The sequence below is a fragment of the Sphingosinicella flava genome, assembly GCF_016025255.1.
GTDB classification, from domain to species: domain Bacteria; phylum Pseudomonadota; class Alphaproteobacteria; order Sphingomonadales; family Sphingomonadaceae; genus Allosphingosinicella; species Allosphingosinicella flava.
In genome coordinates this window covers 711,503-732,255 of the sequence record NZ_CP065592.1, presented here as the reverse complement: position 1 = coordinate 732,255, position 20,753 = coordinate 711,503, and the positions used below count along the sequence as shown (strand labels likewise).

Genomic DNA, 20,753 nt, shown 5'->3' with positions numbered 1-20,753 from the left:
CTAACCCGTTATTCCATTGTCGGTTTTTAACCAGTTCGATGGAAGCGGAAATGCGGAGCCGCCGGAAGTCCCTTGCGCTTTATGCGACCGCCCTCATCTTCGGCGGCACTCTCCTTGGCGTCCAGTTCGGCCGTTCCGCGGTCGCCGAAATCGATCCCGGCTTCTACCGCATGTGGGACGACTATCACAGCTTCGCCCAATATAGCGCCGCCCATGACGGCCAATATCCCGGCGAGGAGGCAGGTTTGAGCGTTCAAACCGCTGGATGCGACGGCTGCGAACTTGGCACCGGGCGCTTTCCCTGGCTCCAGCATCCCGTTTTCTCCGATGCGGAGCTGGGCATCGCGGAAAGCGTGCCGGTCGAAACCGCCGCCTATGTCGCGGACGATTATGCCGTCATGCCCGCCGAGCCCGAGCCCCTCCCGCAGCGTAGCCTTGCGCGTTACGCCTACTACCCCGTCGACGCGACCGATCCTCCGGCCCAGGAGGAAAGGCCCGAAGCTGTTGCGGTCGCCGATCAAACCGCCGCCCCGGCCTGCGGTCCCGACGATCTCTGCCAGCCCGTCGGCATGTAGCTCCCCGCTTGCCCGTCCCGCATGCCTCGCCTAAATCGCGGGCATGACATCGACCAACGACATCCGCCGCTCCTTCCTCGACTATTTCGGGTCCACCGGACACCGGGTCGTGCCGTCCGCGCCGCTCGTGCCGCAGAACGATCCGACCCTGATGTTCGTCAATGCGGGCATGGTGCCGTTCAAGAATGTCTTCACCGGCCTCGAAACCCGGCCTTATTCCACCGCCGCGTCCAGCCAGAAATGCGTGCGTGCCGGCGGCAAGCATAACGATCTCGACAATGTCGGCTATACGGCCCGGCACCATACCTTCTTCGAAATGCTGGGGAATTTCTCTTTCGGCGATTATTTCAAGGAAAGGGCGATCACCCATGCCTGGACCCTGATCACGAAGGAATGGGGCATCGACCCCAATCGCCTCACCGCCACCGTCTACCACACGGACGACGAGGCGTTCGACCTGTGGAAGAAGATCGCCGGCCTCCCCGAAAGCCGCATCATACGCATCCCGACCAAGGACAATTTCTGGGCGATGGGCGATAACGGCCCGTGCGGACCCTGTTCCGAAATCTTCTTCGACCATGGCGATCACATTCCGGGCGGCCCACCGGGATCGCCGGACGAGGATGGCGACCGCTTCGTTGAGATCTGGAACCTCGTGTTCATGCAATATGAGCAGGAGAATAACGAAATCGTCCGCGATCTGCCAAAGCCCAGCATCGACACCGGCATGGGGCTCGAACGCATCGCCGCCGTCCTGCAGGGCGTTCACGACAATTACGACACGGACACGTTCAAGGCGCTGATCGCCTCTTCGGGCGAATTCACCAAGACCGAAACCACCGGCGCGCGCCAGGCAAGCCACCGCGTCATCGCCGATCACCTGCGCACCTCCGGTTTCCTGGTCGCCGACGGCGTGCTCCCGGCCAATGAGGGCAGGGGCTATGTCCTCCGCCGCATCATGCGCCGCGCCATGCGCCACGCCCACATTCTCGGCGCGTCGGAGCCGCTGATGCACCGCCTCGTTCCCGCCTTGGTGGCCGAAATGGGTGCCGCTTATCCCGAGCTCGTCCGCGCCCAGCCGCTGATCGAGGAAACGTTGAAGCTGGAGGAAACCCGCTTCCGCCAGACCCTCGACAAGGGGCTTCGCCTCCTCGACGAAGCCACGGGCTCTATGAAGGAAGGGGACACCCTTCCGGGTGACGTCGCCTTCAAGCTCTACGACACTTACGGCTTCCCCTACGATCTCACCGAAGACGCCCTGCGTTCGCAAGGACTTGAGGTCGATCGTTCAGGTTTCGACGCAGCTATGGCCGAGCAGAAGGCCGCCGCCCGCGCCGCCTGGAAGGGCTCGGGCCAGAAGGCGTCGGAGGACGTGTGGTTCGACATCGCCGAGGAATTCGGCTCGACCGAATTCACCGGCTATTCCGGCCATGAAGGCGAGGGCCAATTGCTCGCCATCGTTAAGAATGGCGTTCGCGTCGAGCGCGCAGAGGCGGGCGATGAAGTCACCTTCATCCTCAATCAGACGCCCTTCTACGGCGAAAGCGGCGGCCAGATGGGCGATGCCGGAACGCTCAGCAATAACAGTGGTTTCCGAGCCATTGTTACCGACACGTCCAAGCCGCTCGGCCGCCTTCATGCGCTCCATGTCATCGTCGAGGAGGGCATCGCCGCGACCGGCGAAATCCTGGGTCAGCAGGTTGATGCCGAACGCCGCGCGCGTGTTCGCGCCAACCATAGCGCCACCCACCTGCTCCACGCCGCGCTTCGCAACCGCCTCGGCACCCATGTCACGCAGAAGGGCAGCCTCGTCGCGCCCGATCGCCTCCGCTTCGACTTCTCCCATCCCAAGGCGCTGACGAGCGAGGATATCGAAGCGATCGAAGTCGAGGTGAATCGCCACATTCGCGAGAATGACGCCGTCACCACGCGCCTCATGACTCCGGACGAGGCCATCGCCGCGGGCGCCATGGCCCTGTTCGGGGAGAAATATGGCGACGAAGTCCGCGTCCTCTCCATGGGGCAGGGCGGTGAAAACAGCTATTCGGTCGAATTGTGCGGCGGCACCCATGTCGACGCGCTCGGCGACATCGCGCTCTTCAAGATCGTCTCGGAAAGCGCCGTCGCCTCGGGCGTGCGCCGCGTCGAAGCCCTCACCGGTGAAGCGGCTCGCAAATGGCTCACCGATCGCGAGGACAAATTGAAGGAAGCCGCTTCGGCGTTGAAAGCGACCCCGGACGAAGTTCCGGCCCGCGTCCTGAGCCTCCTCGAAGAACGCCGCCGCCTCGAAAAGGAGCTGGCCGAAGCGAAGAAGGCTTTGGCGCTCGGCGGCGGGAAGGCGGCGGATGCCGCGGGCACCGAGCAGGTCGGCGGCCACGGCTTCATCGGCCAGGTCATGGACGGCCTCGACCCCAAATCCCTGCGCGGCCTGGTCGACGAAGCCAAGGCGCGCGTCGGCTCCGGCGTCGTGGCGATGATCGCGGTCAATGACGGGCGCGGCAGCATCGCCGTCGGCGTGACCGACGATCTCGCCGGACGCCGCAACGCCGTCGACCTCCTCCGCGCCGCCGTCGCGGCGCTCGGCGGGCAAGGCGGCGGCGGACGGCCCGACATGGCCCAGGGCGGCGGCCCGGACGGCGGCAAGGCCGCCGATGCCCTCGCGGCGATCAAATCTGCGTTGGAAGCCGAAGCGGTGGCGGCCTGATTGACTACAGCGTGCTCCTGCTTTTGCAGGAGCACAATCGCTGATTAACCCGGATTGATCGCATCCCTCAGCCGCCGCCGTGTCAGCACCGGCTCATCCTCCAGATCGCCCAATTCCATGATTTCCTTGCGCAACTCGGACCTCTTCTCGTGGATGGAGGCGATGACCGGGCCCATGGCGATACCGAGGTCGACCAGCACCGCTTCCGACAGCTGGAGCGAGGATTCCAGCGTCTCCGGCACCGCGTCCGTCGCGCCCGCCTTGTAAAGCTCGGCCGCGTGCCGCGCATCGCGGGCGCGGGCGACGATGGCGAGGTTCGGGCACCAGCCGCGCACCTTCCTCGTGAGCCGCACGGTCAGCACCGGATCGTCCATGGTGAGCACCAGCGACCGGGCATGGCCGAGGTTCAGCCGGTCGACAAATTCCGGCCGCGCGACGTCGCCGAAGATGACCGGCAGCCCCTCGCGGCGGCAGGCGGCGACCGTGTCGACATTCGATTCCACCGCAATGAAGCTGCGCCCATGCGCCGTCAGCATATCCGCGACCAGCCGTCCCACGCGCCCGAAGCCGATGACGACCACGTCGGGCGCATCCTGGCCCGTGGCGATGCCCTGCGGCTCGACATCGGCCTGACGGTCCACCCGCCGTGCGGTCACCTGGCCCAGCTTCGCGAGAAGGGGGGTGATGGTGAGGCCGATCGCGGTAACGATCTGCCAGAAGGCGGCGGTTTCCGGCTGTATGAGCTGCGCCGCCGAGGCCGCGGAGAGCACGATCAACGTGGTTTCGGACGGCGAGGCCATGATGAGGCCCGCCTCCGCCGCGACCGATTTCCGGGCGCCATTCAACCGCAGCAGAACGCCCGTCACGACCGCCTTCAGCAACAAAACGCCGACGACCGCCGCCAATACCTCGCTCCAGTTTTCCACGATCAGGCGCACGTCCACGCTCATCCCGACCGTGATCAGGAAAATACCGAGCGCCAGGCCCCGGAATGGCGCGGTGATGACTTCCACCTCGCTGTGATAATCGGTCTCGGCGATGAGAATCCCGGCGAGGAGGGCCCCCATCAGCGGGGAGAGGCCGGCCGCCGTGGTGACCAGGCTGGCGATGATCACGACCAGCAGGCTTGCCGACAGGAACAATTCCGGGCTCTTCGTCCGCGCCGCCTGGGCGAACAAGCGGGGAAGGAGGATGCGGCCCAGCACCAGCATCGCGGCCATGGTCGCGATGCCGAGCGCGATGGTGGTCATAAGGCCGCCAAAGCCCTCCGTGCTCTGCGGTCCCATCGCGCTCAAGGCGAAGATGATCGGCACGATGGCGAGATCCTCGAACAGCAGCATGGCGAGCGCCGACCGCCCCACCGCGCTTGTCGTTCCGACCAGCGGCAGCACCAGCGCCGTCGATGAAAGAGCGAGCGCCAGCCCGAGGGCAATGGAGCCGCTGGAGCTTTGCCCCAATCCGTAAAGGGCCAGCCCGATCAGTACCGCCGAGAACAGCAATTCCGCCGCCCCGACTCCGAAGACGAGCCGCCGCATGCCCCACAGCCGCCGGAAGGAAAGCTCCAACCCGATGGCGAAGAGGAGGAGGACGATGCCGAATTCGGCAAACGGCTCCACCGCTTCGGGATTGGAGATGGTGACGTAGTTGAGCCAGGGCACATCGCCCGCCATCGCGCCGAGACCCGCCGGGCCGACCAGCAGGCCGACGAGGATGAAGCCGATGACCGGGCTGATCCGGATGCGCGCGAAGGCGGGAATGACCACCCCCGCCGCGCCCAGGATCACCAGCGCGTCGCTGAAGCCAGATGTGGGGAAATGACCGTGCATATTGCCTTTATGCCGCAAAAGGCGCTGATGTCAGCCCATGGAAGCGCTTGAAGCCGATCTTTGCATCGTCGGCGGCGGTCCGGCGGGCATGGTGGCGGGCCTCCTCTTCGCCCGCGCCGGGGTGCGCACCATCGTCCTCGAAAAGCATGGCGATTTCCTGCGCGACTTCCGGGGCGACACCGTCCATCCCTCCACGTTGCGGTTGTTCCACGAAATGGGCCTGCTGGAAAAGCTGCTCCGGCGCCCGCACGACAAGGTCCATGGCCTCGGCGGCTTCATCGGCGACCGCTACCTGAAGATCGCGGATTTCTCCGGCTTCAACCCGCGCTGGAATTTCATCGCGATGATGCCGCAATGGGACTTTCTCGATTTCGTCGCGGACGAAGCCCGGCTCTACCCCAATTTCCGGCTCATCATGCATGCCGAGGCCACAGGACTGATCGCTGAAGGGGGACGCGTCACCGGCGTCAGGTACGAGGAAAGCGGTGCCGAACGGGAAATACGCGCCCGCCTCGTCATCGCCGCGGACGGCCGCCGCTCGGTCCTCCGCGAGGAGGCCGGTTTCAAAATTCGCTCAATGGGCGCGCCGATGGACGTCTTCTGGTTCCGCCTGCCCAAGGCGCGCACGCCGGACAATCGCAGCACGGGCGTGTTCGTCGCCGGGCGGATCATGGCGCTCATCGATCGCGGCGATTACTGGCAATGCGCCTATGTCTTCGGCAAGGGCCAAGAGGCGGCGGTCAAGGCTTCCGGGCTGGACGCCTTCCGCGCCGACGTCGCACGCGCGGCACCGATGGTGGCGGACGCGGTGGGCGCGATCCAGAGTTGGGGCGACGTCAAGCTCCTGAGCGTCGCGCTGGACCGGCTGGAAACGTGGCACAAGCCCGGGTTGCTGGTGATCGGCGATGCCGCCCACGCCATGTCGCCCATTGGCGGCGTCGGCATCAACGTCGCGGTGCAGGATGCGGTGGCGGCGGCGAACATCCTCGCCGGGCCGATGGCGCGGGGCGAGGATGTCGATCCTTTGCTTGGCCGTGTCGAGAAGAGGCGAAGGCTGCAGGTCCGCACGATCCAGGCATTTCAGGACGCGGCGCAGAAACGGATCATCCAGCCCTTGCTGGCCGATCGAGGCGGCGCGTTCGAACCGCCGCGCGTGCTCCGGTGGCTGGATCGTTGGCCCTTGCTCCGCCGAATCCCCGCCGCCTTCCTGGGCTTTGGGATTCGCCCGGAGCATGTGCGCTCGCCATCCTGAGCCTTCTCCCTTGATGGGAGTGCCGGGTGAACAGCGCCCCGCGCTGTTCAGGCCATGCTGGGAGCATGGCCGACCCGGCGCTGGTTGGGTGGGGGTGATGCATCCGGAAGGATCGTGCCCTACGTCGTAGATCACCCCCACCCAGCCTCCCCCATCGAGGGGGAGGGGCGCATCATCGCGAGGCTTAGGCTATAGACATTTCCTTCTCAAGATTGGCGCGGATCGCCTCGAAGAATTGCTCCGTCGTCATCCAGCTCTGCTCCGGGCCGATCAGGATGGCGAGATCCTTGGTCATCTGCCCGCTTTCGACCGTCTTGATGCACACCTTTTCGAGGGTTTCAGCGAAGCGCGTCACTTCCGGCGTGCCATCGAACTTGCCGCGATATTTGAGGCCGCCGGTCCAGGCGAAGATGGACGCGATCGGGTTGGTCGAGGTCGCCTTGCCCTGCTGGTGCATGCGGTAGTGGCGGGTGACGGTGCCATGCGCCGCTTCCGCCTCGATGGTCTTGCCGTCCGGGCTCATCAGCACCGACGTCATGAGGCCAAGCGAGCCGAAGCCTTGCGCCACCTGGTCGGACTGCACGTCGCCGTCATAATTCTTGCAGGCCCAGACGAACTTGCCGCTCCATTTCAAGGCGGAGGCGACCATGTCGTCGATCAGGCGATGCTCATAAACGATCTTCGCTTCGGCGAATTTCTCCTTGAATTCGCTGTCGAAAACTTCCTGAAAGATGTCCTTGAAGCGGCCGTCATAGGCTTTGAGGATCGTGTTCTTGGTCGACAGATAGACCGGCCAGCCGCGCGCGAGGCCGTAATTCATGCTGGCGCGGGCGAAGTCGCGGATCGACTCGTCGAGATTGTACATCCCCATGGCGACGCCGGCGCTCGGGAAGTCGAATACTTCCTCTTCGATCCGCTCGCCATTTTCGCCTTCCCACACCATGCGCAGCTTGCCGGGGCCGGGCACCTTGAAATCGGTCGCTTTATATTGATCGCCGAACGCATGACGGCCGACGACGATGGGATCGGTCCAGCCCGGGATGAGGCGCGGGACGTTGTCGATGACGATCGGCTCGCGGAAGACGACGCCGCCCAGGATGTTGCGGATCGTGCCGTTGGGCGACTTCCACATCTTCTTGAGGCCGAACTCCTCGACCCGCGCTTCGTCCGGCGTGATCGTGGCGCACTTCACGCCGACGCCGTACTGCTTGATCGCCTCGGCCGCCTCGACCGTTACCTTGTCCTCGGTCGCGTCGCGATTCTCGACGGAGAGGTCGTAATATTTGAGGTCGATGTCGAGATAGGGGAGGATCAGCCGCTCGCGAATCCATTGCCAGATGATGCGGGTCATTTCGTCGCCGTCGAGCTCGACGACCGGCGTTTTCACTTTGATCTTGGCCACTGCTGCTTCCTCTGGCTGGTTTGTGCGTTGAAGGCGCTACTAGGCGGTGGACGCGGCCGGATCAACCATGGGCCGGTCCGGTTGTTTCGGAGGCGCACTCTCGATAAGGAGCGGGCATGACTTCACTCGAAAAGCCGGAAATCGGCACCACCACCGTCCGCTACCGCATGCCGAGCGTGCACCCCGAAGGCCGCAAGTTCGTCGTCATCGCGGCGGTCATCGCGGCGGTCTTCTTCTGGATCGTCGACTGGGATTGGCTCGGTTGGATCGGCGTCATGCTGACCATCTGGGTCGCCGCCTTCTTCCGCGATCCCATCCGCACCACGCCGAAGGGGGAGGGACTGATCGTCTCGCCCGCCGACGGCATGGTGACGATGATCGCCGACGTGCCCGCCCCGCGCGAGCTGATCGGCGCCGACGGCCTTCCCGAGGGCGCGACCTTTACGCGCGTCTCGATCTTCATGAGCGTGTTCGACGTCCACATCAACCGCGCGCCGATCGCGGGCATGATCCGGAAGGTCGTCTATATCCCGGGCAAGTTTCTGAACGCCGATCTCGACAAGGCCAGCGAGGACAATGAACGCCAGCACATTCTCGTCGAGGCGCAGGACGGCACCCGTATTGGCTTCACGCAGATTGCCGGGCTCGTCGCGCGCCGCATCGTGCCCTGGGTGAAGCCCGGCGATGTCGTGACGGTCGGCCAGCGCGTCGGCCTCATCCGCTTCGGCAGCCGCGTCGACGTGTTCCTGCCCGCCGGGACGGCGCCCAAGGTCGTCCTCGGCCAGCGCATGATCGCGGGGGAGACCATTGTCGCGAAGCTCGGCGAAAATATCGCGTCGGAGGGTGTCAGCCAGTGACGCCCGCCCGCGCGCCGTCGCGCCGGGGCATTCCGCTCCGCGCCCTCATTCCCAATGCCGTGACGGCCCTGGCCTTGTGCTTCGGCCTCACCGGCGTGCGCTTCGCGATCGCGGGGCAGTGGGAGCAAGCGGTCGCGGCGATCATCTTCGCGGGCGTGTTGGACGGCATGGACGGTCGCATCGCCCGGGCCTTGAAGGGCCAGAGCCGGTTCGGCGCCGAACTCGATTCCCTGTCGGACGTCATCGCCTTCGGCGTGTCTCCCGCCATCGTCATCTATCTCTGGTCGCTGCAGCACCTGCCGAAATTCGGATGGGTCTTCGCCCTTGCCCATGTCGTCTGTCAGGCCCTCCGTCTCGCGCGCTTCAACGCCAATATCGATGTCGAAGATCAGCCGCATAAGTCGGCCGGCTTCCTGACTGGCGTTCCGGCTCCGGCCGGGGCGGGTCTTGTCCTGCTGCCCCTCATTCTCTGGATGTGGACCGGAATTTCCGAGTTGCGCGAAGTCTATGTCGTGGCCCCCTGGACCGCACTCGTTGCCTTCCTGCTCGTTTCGAACCTGGCGACCTATAGCTGGACCTCGTTCCGCCTCCGCAGCCACATGCGGCTCGGCGCCCTCGTCGCCATCGCCCTGGTCGGTGCGGCGCTCGTCTCCGCGCCCTGGCCGACCCTTGGCCTCATCAGCATCGTCTATGTGCTGCTGATCCCCTTCAGCATCGCGAGCTACCGGAAGGTCAGGCGGCAGCGCGCTGCTGCCGCACGCTGATAACCACGGGGCGAGGCCGGGCATTGACGCGCGTCCGGGACCAGGACCGGCCGGCGCGGCGCGGCGGCGTTTCACCCAGCAAGGCGGCCAGAATCTCGTCGCGATAATCGCGCACCGTCACCTGCAGCATGGCGGCGGCGCCCGCGAAGGCGAGAAGGAAGAAGAGAACGGAAAGGATCTGAACCACAGCTTATCCCCTGACTTATCCACAACCGAACGCAAATCCGTCGCTTTCGGTCCATGATGTTTCTGTGGGAAGGTTTATGTTCTCTATTTGTTCCTCGTGTCAACCCTTGATTTGTGCAGGAAACGCGTTTAAGCGCGCCAGCATTCCACATGCGGGACCATCATACCGGTGGCCGGAAACGGTCTCTCGGCTCCGCAGAGGTATAACCGGAAGGAGACAATATCTATGGCGTCGACCGACGTTTCCATGCAGGAACTGCTTGAGGCCGGAGCGCATTTCGGCCACCAGACCCATCGTTGGAACCCCAAGATGAAGCCGTATATCTTCGGCGAGCGCAACGGGGTCCACATCATCGATCTGTCGCAGACCGTTCCGCTTTTCGCCCGCGCGCTCGATTTCGTGCGCCAGACGGCGGCATCCGGCGGCAAGGTGCTGTTCGTCGGCACCAAGCGCCAGGCGCAGGATCCGATCGCCGAGGCTGCCCGCCGTTCGGGCCAGCATTTCGTCAACCACCGTTGGCTCGGCGGCATGCTCACCAACTGGAAGACGATTTCGAACTCGATCAAGCGCTACAAGAGCCTTGAAGAGCAGCTGTCGGGCGACACGCACGGCCTCACCAAGAAGGAAGTGCTCCAGCTCACCCGTGAACGCGACAAGCTCGAACTGTCGCTCGGCGGCATCAAGGACATGGGCGGCATCCCGGACGTGATGTTCGTGATCGACGCCAACAAGGAAGAGCTGGCGATCAAGGAAGCCAACACCCTCGGCATCCCGGTCGTCGCGATCCTCGATTCGAACGTCAGCCCGCAGGGCATCGCCTTCCCGGTACCGGCGAACGACGATGCGAGCCGCGCGATCCGCCTCTATTGCGACGCGATCGCCAATGCCGCGATGGCCGGCAAGCAGGGCGGTCAGGCCCAGCGCGGCGTCGACCTCGGCGCGATGGACGAACCGCCGGCCGAAGCCGCGCTCGCCGACGCGTAAAAAACAAATGTTGTGCCCCGGCGAAGGCCGGGGCCCAGCTCTTTTTATGAAAACTGGACCCCGGCCTGCGCCGGGGAACTCTTATTTGAGGAAAGCGACATGGCATTCACTGCCTCTGACGTGAAGGAACTGCGCGAGCGCACCGGCGCCGGCATGATGGATTGCAAGAAGGCGCTCACCGAAGTGAGCGGCGACATGGAAGCCGCCATCGATTGGCTGCGCACCAAGGGCCTTGCCGCCGCCGCCAAGAAGGCCGGCCGCACCGCCGCCGAAGGCTTGGTCGGCGTCGCCGTCCAGGGCACGAAGGGCGCCGCCGTCGAGGTGAACAGCGAAACCGATTTCGTCGCGAAGAACGAGCAGTTCCAGGATTTCGTCCGCACCGCCGCTACGCTGGCGCTCGGCACCGGCAACGACATCGACGCGCTGGCGGGCGCTGCCTGGCCGCAGGGCGGCACGGTGCAGGAAAAGCTCACAAGCAACATCGCGACGATCGGCGAGAATCAGTCGCTTCGCCGCGCCGCGGTGCTCGACGTGAACGACGGCGTCGTCGTGCCCTATGTCCACAATGCCGCCGCGCCGGGTCTCGGTAAGATCGGCGTGCTCGTCGCGCTCGAATCGACCGGCGACAAGGCGAAACTCGAAACGCTCGGCAAGCAGCTTGCCATGCACATCGCCGCGGCCAACCCGCTCGCCCTTCACGGTGACGATCTCGACGCCGCCATGGTCGAGCGCGAGCGCGCGATCGCGGCGGAAAAGGCCGCCGAATCCGGCAAACCCGCCGACATCGTCGCCAAGATGGTCGACGGCGCCATCGCCAAGTTCCGCAAGGAAAATGCGCTGATGAGCCAGCTCTTCGTCATGGACAACAAGACGAAGATCGAAGACGTGATCGCCGCCGAAGCCAAGGCTTTGGGCGCCCCGGTCGCGCTCAAGAATTATGTCCGCTTCCAGCTCGGCGAGGGCATCGAGAAACAGGAAACCGACTTCGCCGCCGAAGTCGCCGCCGCGGCGGGCAAAGCGTAAAACCTGTCGTACCCCGGCGAAAGCCGGGGTCCAGCCGCTCATGCCGCGCCACTGGGCTCCGGCCTTCGCCGGAGCACATGAGCTATGAACATCTTGGCAGGGTGGCGCCGCCCCTCTAAGGTCGCGCCGCCCTGCACCTTACGAAACGGATCGACCACCCCATGACGCGCCCGCGCTTCAACCGCATCCTCCTGAAACTTTCCGGCGAGGCGTTGATGGGCGAGGGGGCGTTCGGCATCGATCCCGCCACCACCGCGCGCCTGGCGGGCGAGATCAAGGCCGCGCGCGAGGCGGGCCACGAAATCTGCATCGTCGTCGGCGGCGGCAACATCTTCCGGGGCCTTGCCGCGGCGGCCAAGGGCTTCGACCGCACCAGCGCCGATTATATGGGCATGCTCGCGACCGTCATGAACGCCCTCGCCATGCAGAATGCGCTGGAGGATATCGGCGTCGATACCCGCGTTCTCTCGGCTATCCCGATGGCGACCGTCTCCGAACCCTATATCCGCCGCCGCGCCGTGCGGCACATGGAAAAGGGGCGCGTGGTGATCTTCGCCGCGGGCACCGGCAATCCCTTCTTCACCACCGACACCGCCGCAGCCCTGCGCGCCGCCGAAATGAGCTGCAATGCCCTTTTCAAGGGCACCAGCGTCGACGGCATCTACGATGCCGATCCGAAAAAGGTGGCGGGCGCCACCCGCTATGAGAGAGTGTCTTTCCAGCAAGTGCTGTCGGATGACCTCAAGGTCATGGATGCCAGCGCCGTGGCGCTCTGCCGCGACAACAATATACCGATCGTCGTGTTCAACATCCGCGAGCAGGGCAATCTCACCCGCGTGCTCGACGGACAAGGAACCGCCACGATCGTCCAGAATGAGGAGTGAGCGATGCCAGCCTATAACAGATCGGACATTCAGCGCCGCATGACCGGCGCCGTCGAGGCGCTGAAGCACGATCTCGGCGGCCTCCGCACCGGCCGCGCCTCGACCACCTTGCTCGATCCGGTGACGGTCGAGGTTTATGGCGCCCACATGCCGCTCAACCAGGTCGCGACCGTCTCCGCGCCGGAGCCCCGCCTCCTGTCCGTGCAGGTGTGGGACCGCTCCAACGTCGGCGCGGTCGAAAAGGCGATCCGCTCGGCGGGGCTCGGCCTCAATCCGATGACCGACGGGCAGAATATCCGCCTGCCGATCCCCGATTTGACCGAAGAGCGCCGCAAAGAACTCGCCAAGCTCGCCGGCCAATATGCGGAAAAGGCCAAGATCGCCGCCCGCAATGTCCGCCGCGACGGCATGGACAGCCTCAAGACCGACGAGAAGAAGGGCGAGATCAGCGAAGACGAGCGCAAGCGTCTCGAAACCGAAGTCCAGAAGATGACCGACGACACGATCAAGGACATCGACGCCGCGGCGGCCGCCAAGGAAAAGGAAATCCTCAGCCAGTGACCGCCATTCCGGCCAGCGCGGCGTCGCGGCCGGACAGCGGCGGCGCAAGCCCGTCCGTGCCGCGCCACGTCGCCATCATCATGGACGGCAACGGCCGCTGGGCAAAGAAGCGCGGCCTGCCCCGCGCCGCCGGTCACAAAGCGGGCGCCGAATCCGTCCGCAAGGTGCTGAAGGCGGCGGGCGAGGCGGGCGTCCAGTGCCTCACCCTCTATGCCTTCTCCTCGGAAAATTGGCGCCGTCCGGAAACCGAAATCAGCGACCTGATGGGGCTTCTTCGCTTCTATCTGAAGGCGGAATTGAGCGCGCTGCATAAGCAAGGTGTGCGGATCAAAATCATCGGCGATTACAAGGTCTTTCCGGAAGACATTGTGAAAATGCTGGAAGATGCGATGGCGCTGACGGCGGGCAACGACCGCCTGACCTTGGCCGTCGCGCTCAATTATGGATCGCGCGATGAAATGGCGCGCGCCGCTCGCATCCTCGCCGGGCAGGTGGCGGCAGGCAGCATGAAGGCCGACGCGATCACTCCGGAGGCGGTCGACAATCTGCTCTACACCGCCGATCTGCCGCCGCTCGACCTGCTCATCCGCACCTCGGGCGAATGCCGGCTTTCCAATTTCCTGCTTTGGCAGGCCGCTTATGCGGAAATGCTGTTCGTCGACACGCTGTGGCCGGATTTCGGCGGGGAGGCCTTTCGCGGCGCCCTCGACGACTTCGCCCGGCGGGAGCGCCGTTACGGTGGCTTGTGACGGATAAGGTTATCCGGCCCAATTCCGATCTTCCCGTCCGCGCCGCGGCGGGCATCGTCATGATCCTTGTCGCCGTCGCCGCCGTCTATCTCGGCGGCTGGCCGTTCCGCCTCCTCGTCGCGCTCGCCGCCGTGCTGATGCTGGTGGAATGGGGCGCGATGCACCGTATCGCGCGAAATCCGGTCTACCTCGCCTGCTCCTTGCTGGGGGGCTTCCTGCTCTTTGCGCCCACCCTTTTGCTGCCGCCCGGCGAAATGCTGATCGCGGCGCCCGCCATCCTTGCCGGTCTCGCCCTCCTCGCTGGCCTGGCGGGCCGCCGGGTCACCCTGGCGGGCGGCCTGCTCTACATCGGCATCCCGTCCTTCGCTCTGCTCCTGCTCGATTGGCTGTCCTATGAAGCGGTGTTCTGGGCGCTGACGGTCACCTGGGCGACCGACATTTTCGCTTATTTCGCGGGCCGCTCCATCGGCGGTCCGAAGCTCGCCCCGCGCATCAGCCCCAACAAGACCTGGGCGGGCCTGATCGGGGGCATGGCCGGGGCGGAAGCAATCGGCGCGCTCGTCGCAAGCCTGTTCGGCCTTCCCGCCATTTTCCTGTGGAACGGCGCTATTCTGGGCCTCATCGCGCAAATGGGCGATCTCTACGAAAGCTGGCTGAAACGCAGGGCGGGGGTGAAGGATAGCGGGTCGATCCTGCCCGGCCATGGCGGCGTGCTCGACCGCCTCGACGGCTTGCTGCCCGTGGCCGTCGTTACCCTCGCGCTGGCGGCGCTGAGCCTTTAGATGGCACGCACCGTCACGATATTGGGCGCAACGGGCTCGGTCGGCACCTCGACCCTCGACCTGATCGAACGGCAGCCGGGCGCCTATGACGTCCTCGCCCTGACCGCCCATCGCGATGTCGATGGCCTCGCCGCCGCCGCCCGCCGGGTCGGCGCCAAACGTGCCGTCATCGCCGATCCGGCCCAATTCAATGCCTTGCGAAGCGCGCTTTCCGGTTCCGGCATCGAAGCCGCGGCGGGGGAGGAGGCCGTCGTCGAAGCGGCCGGCATGGGCGCGGATTGGACGATGGCCGCGATCGTCGGCTGCGCGGGGCTGCGGCCCGTCATGGCCGCGCTCCGGGGCGGCAGGACCGTCGCGCTTGCCAACAAGGAAGCCTTGGTATCCGCCGGCGACTTGATGACCGACGCGGCGCGTGCCAGCGGCGCCCGGCTGCTCCCCGTCGATTCCGAACATAATGCCATCTTCCAATGTTTCGACCATGACCGGCCCGGCGGCGTGTCGCGCGTCATCCTGACGGCGAGCGGCGGCCCGTTCCGGACATGGAGCCGCGAGGCGATGGCCGTCGTCACGCCGGAACAGGCGGTCGCGCACCCCAATTGGTCGATGGGCGCGAAGATTTCCGTCGATTCAGCGACCCTGATGAACAAGGGCTTGGAATTGATCGAGGCCTATCACCTCTTCCCGCTTCCGCCGGAGGCTTTCGAGGTCGTGGTTCATCCGCAGTCGGTCGTCCACTCCCTTGTCGAATATGTCGACGGATCCGTGCTGGCGCAGCTCGGCGCGCCCGACATGCGCATTCCCATCGCTTATGCGCTCGCCTGGCCGGAACGGATGGCGACGCCCTGCGCGCGCCTCGACCTCACCCGCATCGGCACTTTGAACTTCGAAGCGCCCGACCTTGACCGGTTCCCGGCGCTCGGCCTCGCCATGGCCGCGCTGAAGGCGGGCGGCGCGCGTCCGGCCATCCTCAACGCGGCCAATGAAATCGCCGTCGCATCTTTTCTGGACAGGAAGGTCGGCTTCCTCGATATTGCCGCGATCGTCCAGGAGACATTGGACGCCCTCGATCTTCCCGCGCCCAGCGATCTGGATGCGGTGTTCGAGGTGGACAGGGCCGCCCGAGGGGAAGCGGCGCGCATCGCAAGAGAGTATTGCCCTTGACGCCAACAAGCCCCGGCCTTCTGCTCACGATCCTGAGCTTCATCCTGGTTATCGGGCCGCTCGTCTTCGTCCACGAAATGGGCCATTATCTCGTCGGCCGCCTGTTCGGGGTGAAGGCGGAAACCTTCTCGATCGGTTTCGGCCGCGAAGTCGCGGGCTGGACCGACCGGCGCGGCACGCGCTGGAAGGTGGGCTGGCTCCCGCTCGGCGGCTATGTGAAGTTCAAGGGCGAAATGGTGCCCGGCGGGGACACGGTCGCTCCTCTCTCCACCCTCCCGCCTTCGGAGAGGGTGGAGCGGTTCGACGCCAAGCCCGCCTGGCAGCGCTTCCTCATCGTCCTCGCCGGGCCGCTCACCAATTTCATTGTCGCGATCCTGATCTTCATTGCTCTTTTTTCGATGACGGGGTTGCCCACCACGCCCGCCGTGGTGGGGCAAACGGTGCCGGGCGGGGCCGCCGAAAAGGCCGGCCTTCAGGCGAATGACCGCATCCTCGCGATCGGCGGAGGCCGGATCGAAACCTTCGCCGAACTGGCCGACACGGTGCGGCTGCGCCCCGATCAGCCCCTTCGGCTGACGGTGGAGCGCGGCGGACGCACCTTCGACCTTTCCGTCACGCCATCCCGCAGCGTCGAGCGGGGCCAGTCGCTCGGCACCCTTGGGGTCGTGTCGCGGCCGATGGTGTGGGAAAAAGGCGGCCCCGCCGCCGTGGTGAAGGCGGCTTTCCGGCAAACCGGCGATGTCGTCGAAACGATGATCGTCTACCTGCGCCAGATCGTGACCGGCGCTCGTCCGGCCAGCGAAATGGGCGGGCCGCTGAAGATCGCCGAATTGTCGGGCGAGCAGGTGAGCGCCGGCTGGCTCAATTTCGCCGTCTTCGCCGCGCTCATTTCAATTAATCTGGGATTCATGAACCTGTTGCCAGTCCCCATCTTGGATGGCGGCTATCTGGTTCTCTACGCGATCGAGGCTTTGCGGCGCCGTCCGGTTCCGGCCGCGGTGCAGGAAACCGCGCTTCGCATCGGCCTCGCGGCGCTCGTCATGCTGACGGTCTTCGTGACGGCCAACGACCTGGCGTCTTTCGGCCTGTTCCGTAATCTTCGCGGGTTGATCGGCTGACCATGTTGGGGCAGGGCGTAGACAAACAGGGATTCTCCTGCCGCTGCGGCGGCACATTGCAACCGAAGGGCGGGGACGCGTGACAGCGATCAAGACCATCTCTCATCGCCGGCAGCTCTGCGCGGCGCTTTTGTTCGGAACGGCCCTCGGCGGCATCGCGATGCCCGCCGCCGCTCAGGACGCCGTGCCCGCGCCGCAGCAGGCCGTGCCGCCGGTGACGGCGCTCGCGCCCGCGCCGGTCGAAACCATCCGGTCGATCACCGTGGTCGGCAACCAGCGGCTGGAGGCGGATACCGTCATCTCCTACATGCCGCTGCGCGTGGGCGAGCCTTATACCCCGGCGCGGGGCGACGAGGCGCTGCGCGCCCTCTATGCCACCGAACTCTTCGCCGACGCGCAGATCCGCAACAATCAGGGCGCGATCACCATCGAGGTGCGCGAAAACCCGGTCATCAACCGCATCGTTCTCGAAGGCAACAAGCGGCTGAAGGATGACAAGATCAATCCGGAAATCCGCCTCGCCCCGCGCCAGATCTTCACGCGCACCAAGGCCCGCGCCGATGTCGCCCGCATCGTCGAACTCTATCGCCGGCAGGGCCGCTTCGGCGCGACGGTGGAGCCCAAGATCGTCCAGCTCGACCAGAACCGCGTCGACGTCGTGTTCGAAATCGACGAAGGCCCGCGTTCGAAGATCCGGCAGATCAACATCCTCGGCAACGAGAAATTTTCGGACGGCCAGCTCCGTTCGGAAATGGTGACGAAGCAGTCGCGCTTCTATCGTTTCTTCAGCTCGAGCGACGTCTACGATCCCGATCGCCTTGCCTTCGACCAGCAGAAATTGCGCCAATTCTACCTGACGCAGGGCTATGCCGATTTCCGCGTCGTGTCCGCCGTCGCCGAACTCACCGCCGACCGCAGCGACTTCATCATCACCTATGTGGTCGAGGAAGGCGAGCGCTACAAATTCGGCGACGTGAAGGTCGAAAGCGACATTCGCGACTTTTCCGGCGAAGCCCTGCAGCGCACGCTGCCGATGAAGGCCGGCGACTGGTACAATGCCAAGCAGGTCGAGGATTCGGTCACCAGCCTCAACGAGACGGCGGGCCTGTTCGGCTATGCCTTCGCCGACGTGCAGCCCGATTTCGAGCGCGATCCCGAAACCAAGACGATGGGCGTGACCTTCAAGGTCGCCGAAGCGCCGCGCGTCTATGTCGAACGCATCGACATCAACGGCAATACCATCACCCGCGACAAGGTGATCCGCCGCGAATTCCGCCTGGCGGAGGGCGATCCCTTCAACTCGATCCGCGTCAAGCGTTCGCGCGACCGCATCCAGTCGCTTGGCTATTTCCAGGAAAATCTGGAGATCGAGCAGCAGCCGGGATCCTCGCCCGACCGCGTCGTCCTCGTCACCAATGTCGAGGAAAAGCCGACCGGCGAATTGAACGTCTCGGCCGGTTTCTCCAGTCTGGAGCGGTTCCTCGTCAACCTTTCGATCACCCAGCGCAATTTCATGGGTAAGGGCCAGATCCTGCGCGCGGCGGTCAATTATTCGACTTATTCGAAATCGGCGGAACTGAGCTTTACCGAGCCCTATCTCTTCGATCGCAATATCGCGGTCGGCGGCGACATCTACCGGCGCGACTATCGCAACTTCAATTTCGTCGGCGAAAGGCGTGACACCACCTACGAACAGGTGACGACCGGCGGTCAGCTCCGCCTGGGTTTCCCGATTACCGAATATCTGAACGGCGCGCTGCGCTACAGCCTCAGCTATGACGAAGTCGGCTTGGACCGGTCGACCTTCTATAGCGACATCGACAACGACGGCGATCTCGAATGCGATCCGCTCCGCGCCGGACGCTATCTCTGCGACGCCATCGGCAACCGCACGACCTCCTCGATCGGCTATACGCTCGCTTACAGCACGCTCAACAACGGCATTCGCCCCACGCGTGGCGAACGCGTGTCCTTGAGCCAGGATTTCGCCGGCCTCGGCGGCTCGACCCACTATCTCCGCACGCGTCTCAACGGCGCCAAATATTGGGAGGTGGGCAGCGGCTTCATCCTGTCGTCCAGCCTTGAGGGCGGTTATATTCGCAGCTTCGAAAAGCCGCGCGGGTCGGGCGTCGATCCGGTTCGCCTCACCGACCGCTTCTTCCTTGGCGAACCGCAAATCCGCGGCTTCGACATTCGCGGCGTCGGGCCGCGCATCCAGCGCGCTTTCTACAGCGGGGTCGATGACGACGGCAATCCGATCCTCAATACCGATCGTGATCAGGTGACCGACGACGCGCTTGGCGGCAGGGCTTATTACCTTGGCCGCGTCGAGCTCGAAATTCCGCTTGGCACGGGTGCGCGGGAAATGGGCCTGCGTCCATCGGCCTTCATCGACATCGGGTCGGTATTCGGTATCGAGGATCCGATCGTCAATGACTTCCCGCCGGGCGATCCTCGCCTGATACGCCCGATCCTGTCCGAATCGGGGCTGCGTCAATGCCGGGCCAATAGCGGCGGAACGCTATCGACCATTCCGAACGATGCCGCTGGTTGCCCGGCGGGGACGACCTTAGAGGCTCGAACCAACACCGCCTTCCGTGAAACCTTCCTTGGCGACACCTGGAAGCCGCGCATTTCGATCGGCTTTGGCGTCAACTGGAATTCGCCGTTCGGTCCGTTCAGGATCGATATAGCCAAGGCCCTTGTAAAATATGAGGGCGACGACACCAAACTTTTCGCATTCAACGTAGGGACTGCATTCTAATGAAAAAACTTCTTCTCGGCGCGGCTGCCGTTGCCGCTCTTCTTCCCGCCGCCGCCCCGGCGCAGCGCCTCAATCCGGCGGTGATCGCCGTGGTCGACACGCAGCGCATCCTGGCCGAATGCACGGCCTGCGTCGCCGCCAATACCCAACTGCAGACGCAGCTCAACCAGCTTCGCCAGCGCGCGAATACGCTCAGCCAGCCGCTTCAGACCGAAGCCCAGGCGATCCAGACCGCCGTCAATGCGCTGAACGGCAAGCAGCCCGATGCAGCGCTCCAGGCACGCATCACCGCGCTTCAGACACGCGAAACGACGGCGAACCGTGAAATTCAGCAGGGCGAGCAGAATCTGCGTTCGACCCAGGCCCATGTCCAGCAGCAGCTCGGCACCCGCCTCGGCCCGATCATCAACAGCGTGATGACGACGCGCGGCGCGGTCCTGGTCGTCGACAAGGGCGCGACCCTTGCCTCCTCGCCATCGCTCGACGTCACCAACGACGTTCTCGCGCAGCTCAACCAGCAGCTGCCGAGCGTCAGCGTGACGCCGCTGCCGCAGCAACCCGCCCCGGCCCAGCCCACCGGCCGGTGAGCGCCGAGGTGAATGACGGCGCATCCATCGGCCCGCTGGACATCCGGCGGGTGATGGCGGCGCTGCCGCACCGCTACCCGATGCTGTTGGTCGACCGGGTCGAGGAGATCATTCCCGACCGGTCGATCGCGGCGATCAAGGCGGTGACGATCAACGAAGATTTCTTCAACGGCCACTTTCCGGGCCGTCCGATCATGCCGGGCGTGCTGATCGTCGAGGCGCTGGCGCAGGCCGCGGGCGTCCTCGCCGTCGAATCGCTCGGCCTCGCGGGCTCGGGCAAGCTCGTCTACTTCATGGCGATCGACGGCGCGAAGTTTCGCACCCCGGTCGAGCCGGGCTGCCTTCTCCGCCTGGAGGTCGAATTCGTCCAGAAGCGCACCAGCGTCTGCAAGTTCGCAGGGCGTGCGCTCGTCGACGGCAAGGTCGCCGCCGAGGCCAATTTCACCGCGATGATCGCCGACCCGCCCGCCGCCTAGGCGCGGCGGGCCTTCGCCCGATTCCCCGCCATCGTCATTCCAGGCTCTCCTCATCGTCATTCCAGCGAAAGCTGGAATCTGGCCCATCCGCTTGGCG

At 65.0% G+C, this 20,753-nt stretch carries 19 protein-coding genes; 16 read left to right on the top strand and 3 right to left on the bottom strand.

From position 1 onward, the window contains the following. Positions 1-50: 50 nt before the first annotated feature. Positions 51-575 (top strand): hypothetical protein, encoded by a 525-nt coding sequence (locus IC614_RS03835; protein WP_200972477.1) that lies wholly within the window; start codon positions 51-53, stop codon positions 573-575. A 43-nt stretch (positions 576-618) separates the two neighbouring features. Beyond that, positions 619-3,279: an alanine--tRNA ligase gene (alaS, locus tag IC614_RS03830; protein WP_200972476.1), complete on the top strand. Its 2,661-nt coding sequence runs from the start codon at positions 619-621 to the stop codon at positions 3,277-3,279. Between the two features lie 44 nt (positions 3,280-3,323). Here the strand turns inward: alaS and IC614_RS03825 are convergent, their stop codons facing one another. Next, a complete protein-coding gene (locus IC614_RS03825; protein ID WP_200972474.1) occupies positions 3,324-5,105 on the bottom strand; it encodes a cation:proton antiporter domain-containing protein in 1,782 nt (593 codons plus the stop codon). 37 nt (positions 5,106-5,142) lie between these two features. On the opposite strand from IC614_RS03825, the gene IC614_RS03820 reads away from it, so the two are divergent. Further along, positions 5,143-6,357 (top strand): FAD-dependent oxidoreductase, encoded by a 1,215-nt coding sequence (locus IC614_RS03820; RefSeq protein ID WP_200972463.1) that lies wholly within the window; start codon positions 5,143-5,145, stop codon positions 6,355-6,357. A gap of 184 nt (positions 6,358-6,541) precedes the next feature. On the opposite strand, the gene IC614_RS03815 is transcribed toward IC614_RS03820, so the two are convergent. Beyond that, positions 6,542-7,759 (bottom strand): NADP-dependent isocitrate dehydrogenase, encoded by a 1,218-nt coding sequence (locus IC614_RS03815; protein WP_200972461.1) that lies wholly within the window; start codon positions 7,757-7,759, stop codon positions 6,542-6,544. 116 nt (positions 7,760-7,875) lie between these two features. On the opposite strand from IC614_RS03815, the gene IC614_RS03810 reads away from it, so the two are divergent. Beyond that, positions 7,876-8,616 carry a phosphatidylserine decarboxylase gene (locus IC614_RS03810; protein ID WP_200972460.1) on the top strand — a complete coding sequence of 247 codons (741 nt, stop codon included), beginning with the start codon at positions 7,876-7,878 and terminating at the stop codon, positions 8,614-8,616. Then, the gene (locus IC614_RS03805) at positions 8,613-9,380 is read left to right on the top strand and encodes a CDP-alcohol phosphatidyltransferase family protein (RefSeq protein WP_200972458.1); all 768 of its coding nucleotides are present in this window, start codon (positions 8,613-8,615) and stop codon (positions 9,378-9,380) included. Before IC614_RS03810 ends, IC614_RS03805 begins: the two co-directional genes overlap by 4 nt. Here the strand turns inward: IC614_RS03805 and IC614_RS03800 are convergent. Beyond that, positions 9,349-9,567, bottom strand: a complete 219-nt coding sequence (locus IC614_RS03800) for a hypothetical protein (protein WP_200972456.1) — start codon at positions 9,565-9,567, stop codon at positions 9,349-9,351. The two genes, IC614_RS03805 and IC614_RS03800, sit on opposite strands and share 32 nt — an antisense overlap. Before the next feature lie 225 nt (positions 9,568-9,792). Here IC614_RS03800 and rpsB point away from each other — a divergent pair, with 225 nt between their 5' ends. The 11 genes from rpsB (at position 9,793) to fabZ (ending at position 20,656) form a co-directional block, all read left to right on the top strand. Beyond that, complete coding sequence (gene rpsB, locus IC614_RS03795) at positions 9,793-10,551, top strand: 30S ribosomal protein S2 (protein ID WP_200972454.1); 759 nt, start codon at positions 9,793-9,795, stop codon at positions 10,549-10,551. Positions 10,552-10,650: 99 nt separating this feature from the next. Then, a complete protein-coding gene (gene tsf / locus IC614_RS03790; RefSeq protein ID WP_200972452.1) occupies positions 10,651-11,574 on the top strand; it encodes a translation elongation factor Ts in 924 nt (307 codons plus the stop codon). A 161-nt stretch (positions 11,575-11,735) separates the two neighbouring features. Beyond that, the gene (gene pyrH, locus IC614_RS03785; RefSeq protein WP_200972450.1) at positions 11,736-12,458 is read left to right on the top strand and encodes a UMP kinase; all 723 of its coding nucleotides are present in this window, start codon (positions 11,736-11,738) and stop codon (positions 12,456-12,458) included. 3 nt (positions 12,459-12,461) lie between these two features. Continuing rightward, a complete protein-coding gene (gene frr / locus IC614_RS03780; RefSeq protein ID WP_200972448.1) occupies positions 12,462-13,019 on the top strand; it encodes a ribosome recycling factor in 558 nt (185 codons plus the stop codon). Then, complete coding sequence (locus IC614_RS03775) at positions 13,016-13,768, top strand: isoprenyl transferase (RefSeq protein ID WP_200972446.1); 753 nt, start codon at positions 13,016-13,018, stop codon at positions 13,766-13,768. The genes frr and IC614_RS03775 overlap by 4 nt, the downstream gene beginning before the upstream one ends. Then, on the top strand, positions 13,765-14,550 hold the full coding sequence (locus tag IC614_RS03770) for a phosphatidate cytidylyltransferase (protein WP_226372719.1): 786 nt from the start codon (positions 13,765-13,767) through the stop codon (positions 14,548-14,550). The genes IC614_RS03775 and IC614_RS03770 overlap by 4 nt, the downstream gene beginning before the upstream one ends. After that, positions 14,551-15,711 (top strand): 1-deoxy-D-xylulose-5-phosphate reductoisomerase, encoded by a 1,161-nt coding sequence (locus IC614_RS03765; RefSeq protein ID WP_200972444.1) that lies wholly within the window; start codon positions 14,551-14,553, stop codon positions 15,709-15,711. After that, on the top strand, positions 15,708-16,829 hold the full coding sequence (gene rseP / locus IC614_RS03760) for an RIP metalloprotease RseP (RefSeq protein ID WP_226372718.1): 1,122 nt from the start codon (positions 15,708-15,710) through the stop codon (positions 16,827-16,829). Before IC614_RS03765 ends, rseP begins: the two co-directional genes overlap by 4 nt. Before the next feature lie 160 nt (positions 16,830-16,989). Beyond that, a complete protein-coding gene (gene bamA, locus IC614_RS03755) occupies positions 16,990-19,593 on the top strand; it encodes an outer membrane protein assembly factor BamA (RefSeq protein ID WP_200973082.1) in 2,604 nt (867 codons plus the stop codon). After that, positions 19,593-20,180: an OmpH family outer membrane protein gene (locus tag IC614_RS03750; protein WP_200972442.1), complete on the top strand. Its 588-nt coding sequence runs from the start codon at positions 19,593-19,595 to the stop codon at positions 20,178-20,180. The genes bamA and IC614_RS03750 overlap by 1 nt, the downstream gene beginning before the upstream one ends. After that, positions 20,177-20,656: a 3-hydroxyacyl-ACP dehydratase FabZ gene (gene fabZ / locus IC614_RS03745; protein WP_264175504.1), complete on the top strand. Its 480-nt coding sequence runs from the start codon at positions 20,177-20,179 to the stop codon at positions 20,654-20,656. Before IC614_RS03750 ends, fabZ begins: the two co-directional genes overlap by 4 nt. The last annotated feature ends 97 nt before the right edge of the window (positions 20,657-20,753 follow it).